9 protein-coding genes and 4 pseudogenes are annotated in these 13012 nt (G+C 63.4%); 11 read left to right on the top strand and 2 right to left on the bottom strand.

Features of this window, described 5'->3' with window-relative positions; genetic code table 11:
* Window positions 1-201: 201 nt before the first annotated feature.
* Window positions 202-879: pseudogene (locus IC63_RS17715) on the bottom strand (IS5 family transposase); the annotation flags it as partial.
* Between IC63_RS17715 and IC63_RS17080 the strand changes: the two are divergent.
* The 10 genes and pseudogenes from IC63_RS17080 to IC63_RS17075 form a co-directional block, all read left to right on the top strand.
* A pseudogene (locus tag IC63_RS17080) lies at window positions 869-1092 on the top strand (transposase); the annotation flags it as partial. The pseudogenes IC63_RS17715 and IC63_RS17080 sit on opposite strands and share 11 nt — an antisense overlap.
* A gap of 34 nt (window positions 1093-1126) precedes the next feature.
* A complete protein-coding gene (locus tag IC63_RS14685) occupies window positions 1127-2002 on the top strand; it encodes an AraC family transcriptional regulator (protein ID WP_084115943.1) in 876 nt (291 codons plus the stop codon).
* 118 nt (window positions 2003-2120) lie between these two features.
* Complete coding sequence (locus tag IC63_RS14680; RefSeq protein ID WP_232222630.1) at window positions 2121-5099, top strand: xanthine dehydrogenase family protein molybdopterin-binding subunit; 2979 nt, start codon at window positions 2121-2123, stop codon at window positions 5097-5099.
* On the top strand, window positions 5099-5938 hold the full coding sequence (locus IC63_RS14675) for an FAD binding domain-containing protein (RefSeq protein WP_036721709.1): 840 nt from the start codon (window positions 5099-5101) through the stop codon (window positions 5936-5938). Before IC63_RS14680 ends, IC63_RS14675 begins: the two co-directional genes overlap by 1 nt.
* Complete coding sequence (locus IC63_RS14670) at window positions 5926-6429, top strand: (2Fe-2S)-binding protein (protein ID WP_036721707.1); 504 nt, start codon at window positions 5926-5928, stop codon at window positions 6427-6429. Before IC63_RS14675 ends, IC63_RS14670 begins: the two co-directional genes overlap by 13 nt.
* Window positions 6430-6431: 2 nt before the next feature.
* Window positions 6432-7952 (top strand): AMP-binding protein, encoded by a 1521-nt coding sequence (locus IC63_RS14665; protein ID WP_036721705.1) that lies wholly within the window; start codon window positions 6432-6434, stop codon window positions 7950-7952.
* Window positions 7953-7987: 35 nt separating this feature from the next.
* Window positions 7988-8794, top strand: a complete 807-nt coding sequence (locus IC63_RS14660; RefSeq protein ID WP_036721703.1) for an enoyl-CoA hydratase/isomerase family protein — start codon at window positions 7988-7990, stop codon at window positions 8792-8794.
* Between the two features lie 55 nt (window positions 8795-8849).
* Window positions 8850-10082, top strand: a complete 1233-nt coding sequence (locus IC63_RS14655) for a benzoate/H(+) symporter BenE family transporter (protein ID WP_036721702.1) — start codon at window positions 8850-8852, stop codon at window positions 10080-10082.
* A 68-nt stretch (window positions 10083-10150) separates the two neighbouring features.
* Window positions 10151-10929: pseudogene (locus IC63_RS17710) on the top strand (IS5 family transposase).
* Window positions 10930-11110: 181 nt separating this feature from the next.
* Entirely contained in the window at window positions 11111-12478 is a 1368-nt protein-coding gene (locus tag IC63_RS17075; protein ID WP_084115941.1) for a calcium-binding protein, read from the top strand.
* A 144-nt stretch (window positions 12479-12622) separates the two neighbouring features.
* Here the strand turns inward: IC63_RS17075 and IC63_RS17705 are convergent.
* Window positions 12623-12781 (bottom strand): annotated as a pseudogene (locus IC63_RS17705) (transposase); the annotation flags it as partial.
* A gap of 65 nt (window positions 12782-12846) precedes the next feature.
* Between IC63_RS17705 and IC63_RS14640 the strand changes: the two are divergent.
* Window positions 12847-13012 (top strand): transposase (locus tag IC63_RS14640; RefSeq protein WP_036719465.1); only part of this gene is annotated, 166 nt, incomplete at its 3' end.

Raw genomic sequence — 13012 nt, 5'->3', positions numbered from 1 at the left:
ATACGGGCCCTGCGGCATGGATCGCGCCGCATCATGAGGCCGGACACATGTCAGCACCCGACAACGCGCCAAGATCAGCTTCAAAATCCCTCTTGCGCTTGGGGCGGTTACACATGTTGCACAAATCGGCTGAGGGCCGGAGTTTTTCTTTCCCTGGACAGACCTATCCTGTGACTTCCGTGATGGGCGTGGCGAGCGCGGTCGTCGCAAGATGGTTGTGCCCACACGCTCTGATGTGCGCAGGATCTCGTTGCGGGCGATCGCATCGGCGGTGTCGGGCTTCCGCGGCTTTGCGTTATTGCGGGGCGGGATGCTCGCCGCGGCACCGCGCGCGGCGATGGCATCATGGCACTTGCGGGTGTCAGAGGCGCCGTTGGCGGTGACGGTGGCGGTGCGATCTTCTGCTCGGGCGTGATCTGGTCCAGCAGCTCGGGCAGAATAGGGCGCGTGCACAATGTCGCTGATGGTGAACTCCGCAGCCCGGATTTCCAGGTTTCTCATCGATCCCGATGTGGATATTGACCCGGCGTTTGGCGCCGCCATGCTTGCGGAAATTCCATTCCCCCCTCGCCTTCCACCCTGATCCCGGTGCTGTCCACCAGCAGGTGCAACGGGCCCGTTGGAACCCCTGTAGGGAATGTTCACCTTCAGCGTCTTCTGGCGGCGGCTGAGCGGGCTGAAGTCCGGCACCTCCCAGTCCAGGCGGATCAGGCGCAGGAGGCTCTCGCCAAACCCGGTTGTCTGTCGAAGCGCCATGCCGAACAGCACCTTCATCGTCAGGCACGTTTGGACGGCGGCATCACCGTATGCGGGCTGCTGCCCGCGCTTGCCAGTGGGTGCGGCTTCCCACATCATGGCGCGATCGAACCGGATCGTCAGCACGAACCCGCTGGAGCGGGTGAACGCGAGGTGAAGCGGCGCGCCGACGTCATCGGCATCTTCCCCAACGACGAGCCCTCCATCCGCCTCGTCGGCGCGCTGATGCTCGAAACCAACGACGAAGGGGCGGTCGCCAGGCGCTGAATGTCGCTTGAAAGGCTTGGCCGCGTGACCGAAAATCCAGCCGTCAGGCTGCCCGCGGTGCCTGGCTGATCATGCCTTGACCTCTCCGAAGGTCGGCACTCGTATGGCGACGCGGGACACTGTCGAAAAGAGGCAAGAATTGTCGAACGCATTGCGGGTCATTCGGGGAGAGTTCGGGCGCGTGTGCCTGCTCGACATGAATCGCCCGCTGGTTCGGCATGCGCACCACCATGTCCATTTTTTGGTGAAAGCCGAAGGAGCCGATACCTTTTTCGAGGTGCGCGGTGTAACTGTCGAACTAACCGATACACTGGGTGTCGTCATGAACGCGTGGGAGCCTCATTCCTATGTCCACGACCCGAAGAAGCCCCCCACCATTATCCTCGCTTTCTATATCGAGCCCGCGTGGCTGGCATCTTACTGCCTAGATTGGCAATATATGCCCGACACGCAGATTTTTTCAGGAAACCGTGTCCTGCTCGATTGGACGGCCCGCTGCTATGTACAGGATCTGGCGCAACTGATGGTGCTACATCCTGTCCAGACAGCCGAACACGTGGCCTGCTTGTCACAGCTAATGATGCATCTCGTGCACACCCTTACTGATCAGCAGACATTGCGTCGGTCGCTGAGGGAGCTTGCCCGGGGCAGCTCGCTGCTGCCCCCCGTCCGGCGTGCCCTGTCGCTGATCTCGCAAGAGCCCGCGATCTATAGCGACATCGGCGCTCTGACGCGGAAAGTCGGAGTTTCCCGCGCGCATCTTTACCGCATGTTTGAGGATAGTATCGGCATCCCACCGAAACTCTATGCCAATGCAGTGCGGATCGAGAGAGCGATTTCCATTGTTTCGCAGCCGGATGCGAAGATGATGTCGATCAGCGACGATCTAGGATTTTCTGCCCCCGCACACTTCTCGCGCTTCTTCCACGATCATGCTGGCAGCTATCCGACCACTTGGCGCAGCGCGGTCGCTGAATAATAAAAAATGAGACAACTGGGTAAGCCCGTGGACAGTACGGTATCGTCTGGTCCGCGGGCAACCTGCATTTCGCTGAGAAGACCGAGGTTCACGCCTTGGCCAGGGGAGGAATGCAGGATTGTTACACACGACATCTCTTGTCGGTGACGCAGGAACGCTGGTCGGTCAGTGTGTCGCGCGTGTCGAGGATGCGACGCTGCTGACCGGGAACGGGCGATACCTGGATGATCTGCCGCAACGAAAAGATACCCGACACATCGCCTTTTTAAGGGCCGATCAGGCCCACGCCAAGATTATCTCCATCGACACCAAAGACGCTCGCGCGCTGCCCGGCGTCGTTGCCGTCCTGACAGGGGATGATGTCGCTGCGCTAACCCGGTCGATGACGGTGGGCGTCAAGGCGGATGTCGAGGCTTGGCCGATGGCCCGCGACCGCGTTCGCTATGTCGGAGAGCCGGTCGCAATGGTGGTGGCCGTAGACCGCTATGTGGCCGAGGATGCGGTCGACCTGATCCGCGTCGAATACGAGACCATGCCCGCCGTGGTCGATCCGATGGCTGCGCTAGCCCCGGGGGCTGAGGTGCTGCACCCGTCGCTGGGGGGCAATCTGATCTCGGAGCGCAGCTTCCGCTACGGCGATCCCGAGCTTGCCTTTTCAGAGGCTACGCACCGGGTGTCGATTTCAGTCGTCTATCCCCGTAATTCTTGCACGCCGATGGAGTGTTACGGCGTCGTTGCGGAATACCTGCCGTCCGAAGATATGTTCGATATCGCGGCGAATTTTCAGGGTCCATTTTCGATCCACACGGTAATCGCGCGTTCGCTGGGCGTGCCCGGCAACCGCCTGCGGCTGAGGACGCCTCCAGACAGCGGCGGGTCGTTCGGGGTCAAGCAGGGTGTGTTCCCCTATGTCATCCTGGCCGGTGTCGCGGCCAAGGTCGCGGGCTGCCCTGTCAAGTGGATCGAGGACCGGCTGGAGCATCTGTCGGCGTCGGTGTCGGCAACCAACCGGGTCACGACGCTTTCGGCAGCGGTGGACGGGACAGGCCGAATCCAGGCGCTCGACTGGGATCAGGTCGAGGATTGCGGGGCCCATCTGCGCGCGCCGGAACCGGCCACGTTGTACCGGATGCACGGGAACATGACGGGCGCCTATGCGATCCGCAACGTGTCGATCCGCAACCGGGTCGTGCTGACGAACAAGACCCCGACCGGACTGAACCGCGGCTTTGGTGGACCGCAGGTCTATTTCGCCCTGGAGCGGCTTGTCCACAAGATCGCGCTGGAACTGGGCATCGACCGGCTGGAACTGATCCGCCGCAACCTGGTCCCAACAGGTGACTTTCCATATCGCACCGCGACGGGCGCCTTGCTGGACTCCGGGGATTACAGCAAGGCCCTCGATACCGCCGCGCATGCAGGAAAACTGGACAAGCTTCTTGCCGTTCGGGACGCGGCGCGGGCCGAGGGGCGGCTTTACGGCATCGGCTATTGCGTGGCGGTCGAGCCTTCGGTCTCGAACATGGGCTATATCACCACGGTCTTGACCTCCGACCAGCGGGCCAAGGCCGGCCCCAAGAACGGCGCGCAAGCGGTCGGTACGATCACCGTCGATCCGATGGGGACGGTGACGGTCAAGACGGCCTCGGTCCCGCAGGGACAGGGCCACCGGACGGTGCTTGCGCAGGTAGTGGGCGACATCCTGGGCCTGCCGATGGGCGACATCCGCGCCATTGTCGATGTCGACACCAGCCGCGACCCCTGGTCTATCGCGGCAGGCAACTATTCCAGCCGCTTTGCCGCCGCCGTCGCTGGCGCCGTCAGCCTGGCCGCGCAACAGCTTCGCGGAAAGCTGGCTGAAATGGCCGCGCAGCAACTGGGCTGCGGCCCCGAGGCGATCACCTTCGCCGGGGGCAAGGTGTTCGACCGCGCAAATCCTGCCGCCGGGATCCCTTTCGGCCGGCTTGCGGGCACCTCGCACTGGGCGCCCGGTACCCTGCCCGAGGGCATCGGCCAGGCGATCAGCGAGACGGTCTTCTGGTCACCTCCGGAACTCACTGCGCCAAACGAAAAGGACGAAGTGAATTCCTCGCTTTGCCATGGGTTCATTTTCGACTTCTGCGGGGTCGAGATCGACCGGTTGACCGGGCAGGTCAGGATCGACCGCTATGTGTCGATGCATGACTGCGGGCGCATCCTGCATCCCGGCATGGTGGACGGTCAGGTCCGCGGCGCTTTCCTGCAGGCTGTCGGCGCCGCACTTTACGAGGAATTTGTCTATGCCGAGGACGGATCCTTCGAAAGCGGGACCTTGGCCGACTATCTGATCCCGACGGTCATGGAGACCCCGGACATCCAGATCCTGCATTTCGAGACGCCCTCGCCATTCACGCCTCTGGGCGCCAAGGGCGTGGCCGAGGGCAACTGTATGTCAACCCCCGTCTGCATCGCCAATGCCGTCGCCGACGCCCTGTCGTGCGAGAACATCACACTTCCCATCACACCATCCAAGGTACTGGCGATGATCGGAGGGGAGGAACGTCCGCCTTCAAAGCCAATCGCCAAACCTGTGAAGGCCAAGGCGAAACCCGGCGAGCGGGCGCTGACAGGCGAGGGTGAGGCTGACGTCTCCTCCCCGCGTGAAGCTGTCTGGCACATGCTGCTGGAAGCCGAGACGCTGGCCGCCATCATTCCCGGCGCGCATGGCGTGCAGAAATTGTCGCCGGACCATTTTACCGCGACCGTGACGCTGGGCGTGGGTCCGGTGAAGGATAAATACGAGGCCGACGTCAGGCTGTCCGACATCGACCACCTCAATAGCGTGACACTGACGGGAGCCGTTACGGGAAGGCTGGGCGCGGGAGGGGGAAGCGGGGTCATCCGGCTGTCCGACCTGCCGGGCGGCGGCACGCGGCTGCATTATTCCTATGTCGCAACGGTCGGGGGCAAGGTCGCCTCGGTGGGGGGGCGGCTTCTGGACGGCGCGGCGCGCGTCATCATCGGCCAGTTCTTCCAGAGCCTAGCGCGGCACGCAGGCGGCGGGACAGGCCGCCCGTCCTTCCTGAAACGGATTTTCCTTCTTTTCCGGGGGCGCTGATGAAACCCGCACGCTTTTCCTTTGTTCGCCCGCAGTCGCGGCAGGAGATCCTGGACGCGCTGACCGAACACGGGTCTGACGCCAGCGTGATCGCCGGGGGGCAGACGCTGGTCCCGATGCTGAATATGCGCTTGGCCAGGCCCAAGGTGCTGATCGACGCGGCACGGCTGCCCGACCTTGCCCGGATCGAGGAGGAGAAAGGTGAACTCCGCATCGGTTGCGCCGTCCGCCAGGCACAGCTGGAGCAACTGCCGAACCTTGTCAGCAAGCAGCCCCTTTTGGCCCGTGCAATCCCTTTCATCGGTCATGTCCAGACACGCGCCCGTGGCACTGTCTGCGGGTCGATAGCCCATGCCGATCCCAGTGCCGAGCTGCCCCTGTGCCTGATCGCACTGCAAGGCAAGGTCCACCTGCGGACCCGCCGAAAGGCGCGAACGGTCCGGGCAGAGGATTTCTTCCTGGGCATGATGTCCACCGGGCGCGAACCCGACGAACTGATCGAGGCGGTCAGCTATCCAACCGCCGCGCCGGGAACAGGCTTCGCCTTCCAGGAAATCGGCCGGCGCCACGGCGACTTTGCCATCGTGGCCGTAGCCGCCGTCGCCTCGGGCGACGGGGTCAGCCTGACGGTGGGCGGGGTCGATGATGTCGCGCGGCGCTTCGACCTGGGCGCAGGTCGGGACGATGGGTTGGACGATGCGCTTAACGACATCGCCTGGTCGCTGAACGCGCGTGACGACCTGCACGCCTCGGCCGCCTATCGCCGCGAGATCACCCGGCGCCTCGGCAGCCATGTCATCCACCAAGCCAAAGCGGAAGCCGCCCGATGCCAGTCCTGAATGCCACGTCCCGCCACGAAGTCACCTTCCGCGTGAACGGCACCGAACGGACCGTTCGAGTGGAAAACCGGATGCTGCTGTCTGACGTCCTGCGCCACGAGATCGGGCTGACCGGCACCCATGTCGGCTGCGAACACGGCGTCTGCGGGGCCTGCACCGTCCAGATCGACGGCGCCCCGGCCCGGGCCTGCCTTGTCCTGGCAGCGCAGGCCGAAGGCATGAATATTCGCACGGTCGAGGCGCTTGCCGCCGAAACGGGCCGCCTGTCGGTTCTGCAACAGGCGTTCCGCGACCATCACGGCCTGCAATGCGGGTTCTGCACGTCCGGCATCCTCATGACCCTCGACGCGCTTCTGGCCGCTGAACCGGACGCGTCCGAAGGCGTCATCCGGGACGCGCTGTCCGGCAATCTGTGCCGCTGCACCGGCTACGAGCCGATCGTCCGCGCAGCTCTCGCCGCGCGCGACACGCTAAGAAAGGGAGGAAACTGAGAATGCTTGATCTTGGCACCAGCTTCTTGGCTGCCGTCAGCAGGGATCCGACAGCGCTGGCCATCGTCGATGGCGATGTCCGGCTGACCTACGAGGAATGGTATGGACGGATTTCCGCGCTGGTTTCGTATCTGGACGGCCTGGGGGCAAGAAAAGGCGACCACGTCGTCACCCTGTTGCAGAACCGGTGGGAAAACGCCTCGTTGCACTGGGCAGCGCAGTTCGCCGGGCTGATCATCACCCCTGTCAACTGGCGCGCCACCGCCGAGGATCTTTCCCATGCCCTGACCGACAGCGGGGCGCAGCTGCTGATCTTCGACGACATCGCGGCGGACGCGGTCGCCGCCTGTCGCGAAGCCGCGACGGTGCAGCGCCTGACCCTCCGCGACCTCCAGGAGGCGCTGGCCCGAACTGCCCCGCCCGCCCAACCCCGCGCGGATGCGGATTGCATCTCGCTGATGCTTTATACCTCGGGCACCACGTCCAAGCCCAAGGGCGTGCCGCGCAGGCACCGCACGGAACGGGCCGCGGCGGTCGCGCATGTCGCACAGAACCTTTACGCCTACAAGGAACGGACCCTGGGCGTCATGCCGCTTTATCACACGATGGGGGTGCGGTCGCTGCTGGCCCATGCACTGATAAACGGTACCTTCGTCTGCCTGCCGCGCTTCAGCGTCAGTACCGCCCTGGCCCTGATCGAGAACGAGCGGATCACCAATCTCTACCTTGTGCCGACCCTGTATCACGACATGGTCAATAACCCCGACTTCTCGCCCGATCGGGTGCGGAGCGTGCGCAAGCTGGGCTATGCGGGCGCGCCGATGACCGACGGGTTGACCGCGCAGCTGGACAGGCTGTTCCAGCCCGACCTGTTCGTGAACCACTACGGCTCGTCCGAGGTCTATACCTTCTCGATCGACCAGTCCGCGGCGCGCAAGCCGGGATCGGCGGGCAGGGCCGGGCTGAACCAGATCATCCGCGTCATCCGCCTGGACGCCGAGGATGTCGACAGCCTGGCCGCCCCGCGCGAGGAAGGACAGATCATCGCGCTGTTGCAGGGCGATGAGGCGTTCGAGGGTTACTGGCGGCGTCCCGACGCCGACAGCAAGGCGCTTCGCGACGGCTGGTACCTGACCGGCGACACCGGCTTTTTCGACGAGGAAGGCGACCTGTTCGTCACCGGCCGGGTGGACGACATGATCATCACCGGGGGTGAGAACGTCTCACCGGTCGAGGTCGAAAGCTGCCTGTCGCTGCACCGGCTGGTGGACGAGGTTGCCGTGGTCGGCCTGCCCGATGAACGCTGGGGCAAGGTCGTCACCGCCTTCATCAGGCGGCGCGACCCATCCCTGACGCCCGAGATGCTGGACGAGCATTGCAAGCATTCGGGCCTGGCAAATTTTCGTCGTCCGCGCAGCTATGTTTTCGTCCGTGAAATCCCGCGGTCGCCTGTCGGCAAGCTGCTGCGCCGCTGTCTCGTTGCAGGTGAATACGAGCCTGAGAAGCTCCCGACCAACGCCTGAGCGATCTTTCAATCTGCATGAACAGGACACCCAACATGCCCACCACCTATGACTTCAAGAACCCGCGCCTGGCCGCCCTGGACGGTTTCCGCGTCGAAATCGACGCTGCAAATGAACGCGCGGACATCATTCTGTCCCGTCCACCCTACAACGTCATCTCGATGGCGGCGCGTGATCAGCTGCGCCTGGTGTTCGAGGAACTGGACGAGGATGCAGCCGTGCGCGTTGTCGTCCTGCGCAGCGATGGGAAGGATTTCTCCTCGGGCGGCGATATCCGCGGCTTTCTGGAAGCCTCGCCCGAGCATGTCTCGAAGCTGGCGTGGAACATCGCGGCGCCTGCACGCTGTTCCAAACCGGTGATCGCGGCAAACCGGGGATATGCCTTCGGGGTCGGCTTCGAAATCTCGCTGGCCTGCGATTTCCGCATCGCCTCGGAAACGACGCAATACGCACTGCCCGAACAGAAGCTGGGCCAGATCCCGGGCTCGGGCGGGTCTGCCCGGCTGCAGAAGATCGTGGGTGTGACGCGGACGAAGCACATCGTGATGCGGTCAAAGCGTATTTCGGGGCGTCAGGCATATGATTGGGGCATCGCGACCGAGGTCGTCGCAGATGATCAACTTGAAGCGACTGTGGATGCGCTGGTGCAGGAGTTGCGGGAGTTTTCTCCCATCGCCCAGCGGACGGCCAAGAAGCTGCTGAACGACACCGACGACGCCCTTCTCTCCATCGCGATCGAGCTGGAAGGGCATTGCTACAGCCGCCTGCGCACATCGGACGACTTCCGCGAGGGGGTCGAGGCATTCCACGCCAAGCGCGCGCCCGCCTTCGTCGGCAGCTGACGCGAACCGGGGGCGACATGGGGGTCGCCCCCGCATTTTTCAGGGAGGAGAAAACATGGCTTTGATCGAAAAGGGGCCCGGCTTTGCCAGCGGCCTGCGCGACCTGCGAACCTGGTTCGGGGTCAAGCCGCTGTCGGCGGGCGTTGTCGCGGCAATCTTCGGCTGTTCCGGGCCCGCGCTGGTCGTGATCGGCGCCGCCGAGAGCGGCTCGCTGTCGCAGGGACAGACCGTTGCCTGGCTGTTCGGCATCTATTTCTTCGGCGGTCTGATCAGCCTGATCATGGCCCTGTACTACAAGATGCCGGTGGTTGGCGCCTATTCCATTCCGGGAGCGGCCATGCTGGCCGGGGCCATGGGAAGCTTTCCCTTCGACGAGATCGTCGGCAGCTTCATCATGGCCGGGGTCCTGGTGCTGGTCCTGGGGCTGACGGGCCTGGTCGGCCGGATCATGCGGTGGTTGCCGATGCCCATCGTCATGGCAATGATCGCAGGCGCGATGATCCGCTTCGGAACCGGCACGGTCGAGGCCACCCTGAAGATGCCGCTGATCGTGGGCGGGGCCATCGCTGCGTTCTTCCTCTCCATGCGCTTCGTCAAGGCTGTTCCCCCGGTCCTGTCCGCGCTTGTCACCGGCCTTTTGATCACGTGGTTGACCGGCGGCTTCGTTGCGTCCGAGTTGAACCAAGGCTTCATCGCGCCCGAACTGACGGCACCCAGCTTTACCCTGGGCGCGCTGCTGGCCGTCGCACTTCCCCTTGCCGTGCTGGTCCTGGGCGCCGAGAACGCGCAGGCGACCGGCGTCCTGATGGCCGAGGGCTACGAGCCGCCAGTCAACGCCATGACCATCATTTCGGGCATCGGCGGGATCCTCGCGGGGCTGGTCGGGGCGCATAACGCCAACATCGCCGGGCCGATGACCGCGATCTGTTCGTCCGAACAGGCGGGCGAGGACAAGGCAGGGCGCTATGTTGCAGCCGTCACAAATGGCGTGCTGTTCGGGTCGTTCGGCCTGTTCGCCGCCGTGGCTGTGCCGCTTGTCCTGCGCCTGCCTTCGCCCTTGATCATGGCGGTCGCGGGGCTGGCGATGATCGGCGTGCTGGTCACTTCGCTGCAGGAAGCCTTTGGCGCCGCGCGCGGCCACCAGATCGGCGCCTTCACCGCGCTGGTGGTGGCGATGTCGAACGTGAACCTGCTGGGCATCTCGTCGCCCTTCTGGGCGCTGGTCGCGGGGGTGGTGGTGACGCTTGTCGCCGACCGGAACGGCAAGCCCGCGCCGCAGGCGGCCTGACAAGCTAGGCCGTGTTGACAAAAGGGATTCACTGTCTCCGTTGAGCGTGATTCAAGCTGGTATCTGCGATGGAGACCAGCTTGGCACGAGACCTGATGTCGGACGATGAGTGGGCGTTCCACGAGCGCTTCATCTTGGCTGTCCGGGCCCCGAACGGACGCAAACCAGTGAACCACCGCCTTGTTCTGGATGGTATTTTCTGGATTGCTCGGACGGCTCGCCATGGCGCGACCTTCCCGAACAGTTCGGCAAGTGGTCGTCCGTCTATCGTCAGTTCGGACGCTGGCCGGGCTGTGGGAGCAGATCCTTGATGCGCTGAACGAAAGCCGGATCGTGCCGGACGCGCTGCGGATGATCGACAGCACCGTGGTCCGCGCCCATCATCAGGCAGCGGGCGCAAAAGGGGGACTCCGCGGCAAGGTCTCGGCCGCTCGCGCGGTGGCTTCACGACCAAGATCCACCTGCGGGTCGACGCGGCCGGCCTGCCCATGAGGACCGAGATCACGCCGGGCCAGCATCGGACTACCTCGGTTTCGATCTGGTCATGGCCGACAATCTGCCCGAGCCGTCGGTCCTGCTCGCCGACCGCGGCTACGACTCTGACAAGGTTCGCAAAACCATGGAGGCACGAGACGTCGTGCCGGTGATCCCGATGCGAAAGACCCGAAGGCTCCGCGTCGCCGTCGACCGCAAGCTCTATCGCCTGCGCAACCTGGTCGAGCGCTGCTTCAACAGGCTGAAGAACGCTCGCCGCGTCGCAACCCGCTACGACAAGACAGCCGAGAGCTTCCTCGGCTTCATCGACATCACATCAATCCGCCTATGGTTCCGCCATTTGTCAACATAACCTAGCTTGACGGGCAGGGGGTTCGCTTCCGCGCGGGAGGGCAATTTCCTCTGACAATTCCCTGTATTGCCATAAATGCAACCATGAGGTTATCATATCCCAATAGAAACTACTTTGGGTTGATTCTCTTCCGCGTGGACGGTCTCCGCCCTCCTTCGTGTGAGCAATAGAGGACGGATCAATGACCGATCGACAGACACTCCTCTCAACGCCTTCCGCAGGAAAAACCTTTCACATTAACTCGGCCCTGCCCGGTTCCGACATGGTGACCGGGACCGACGGAAACGACACGGTCTATGCCAAGGCGAGCGGACGCGTTGTCGATCAGATCCACATCTATGCCGGCGGCGGTGACGACACGATGCACCTCAACCTGGCCGTCATAGGGTTAAGCACGATCCAGCACGGACATCATGTGTTCGGGGGCAAGGGCGCGGACAGCTTTCGGTTCTCCCATCTCGACATCGCCCGAGGGACCTTGATCGGTCGCATCGACGACCTCACTGCGGAAGACAGTATTTACATCAATGACCAGCGGCTCGATCTCGCGCGTCCCCAGGACATCAGGGGGTTCACGGTTCAGGTCGTGCTCTACCAAGGTCAGCAGTGGCTGGAGATGCGAAACGCGGCCGGGGGCCGGGCCCTTTACAACCTGGAAGGTGCCCGCCAGGAACGCCGGGCTGACGGAACCTGGTCGGATGAAGAGCACTTCATGGCGTGGGATCATCCGCTTCCCGAGGTCTTGCCGGTCGTGCGTTACGAAGATCCTGTCAACTTCATTCCGGCGCAGTTGAAGGCGGCCTTCAACGCCGATCGCGATCTGTCCTACGATGGCGACCTCGCGGCTTCGGTCACGCGTGTAGGATCTTCTCTGGACGATCTGATCGTCACCCGCCGGGGCGACGACCTTGTCTCCGGCGGAGCCGGAAATGACAGTTTGGACGGGTTCATGGGAGCGGATACAATCTACGGCGGCACTGGCCACGATCTGATTGAAGGCGGGAAGGGCCATGATCGTCTGGCCGGAAATGACGGCGCCGATATCATCGCCGGAGGCTCCGACAACGACACCCTACTTGGGGGGAATGGCAAGGACATACTGTTCGGGGGCAGTGAACACGACCTGCTGATTGGCGACGCCGGCAATGACGTCCTGCGCGCCGGAACCGGCACCGACACGTTGCGCGGAGGTCAGGGGGCAGACATCTTGTTCGGCGACGGTGGCGACGATTTGATCCTGGGCGACGACGGTACGGACGGCGGCAATGACATCCTGCTAGGCGGCCAGGGGAATGACACGCTGCGAAGTGGCGCCGGCGACGACACGCTGATCGGTGGCGGGGACCGGGATGTCCTATGGGGTGGGACGGGAGCCGATACATTTGTCTTCCATGCCCATGACGGCCAAGACGATGTAATTGGGGACTTCAGCCGCCACGACAGCATCGACCTATCGGCCATCGATTTGCGCCTCGTCAACGGCTTCACCGGCCACGGGCGCGAAGTTATTTTTGCAGGAGGCCGGGTATGGCGCCCGAATTCTGGCTGATGTCGATGGTGACAGGGTGGCGGATTTCCGTCTCACGATCATCGGCGACATGGGTTATGATCGTGCCAATTATCTGAATGCACTGATCCTCTAGGTTCAGGACTATAAAGCTGCTTAGGGTCAGGACTCGTTCTCGATTCATAGTCAGAACATGACGGTTGCGGCGAGGGCGATGGCTGAGAGGAAGACCTTCGGGCATCTGTCGTAACGGGTTGCGACCCGTCGCCAGTCCTTCAGCCGCCCGAACATGATCTCGATCCGGTTGCGGCGTTTGTAGCGGCGCTTGTCATACTTGACGGGTTTGACCTGCCACGGGCTTTTTCCTCCATCTGTGACTAGAGTCCGGCCCAACGAGAGGACGGACGAAGATGAAGAAGGCACGACGGACCGAGGAACAGATTATCGGTATCCTTCAGGAGCATGATGCCGGCGCGAAGTGCGCAGATCTGTGCCGCAAGCACGGCATGTCGGAAGGCACATTTTACGCTTGGAAGGCGAAGTATGGCGGGATGACGGTGTCGGAGGCGAAGCGGC

The organism is Paracoccus sphaerophysae (genome assembly GCF_000763805.1).
GTDB classification, from domain to species: domain Bacteria; phylum Pseudomonadota; class Alphaproteobacteria; order Rhodobacterales; family Rhodobacteraceae; genus Paracoccus; species Paracoccus sphaerophysae.
This window is presented reverse-complemented; position numbering and strand designations above follow the sequence as displayed.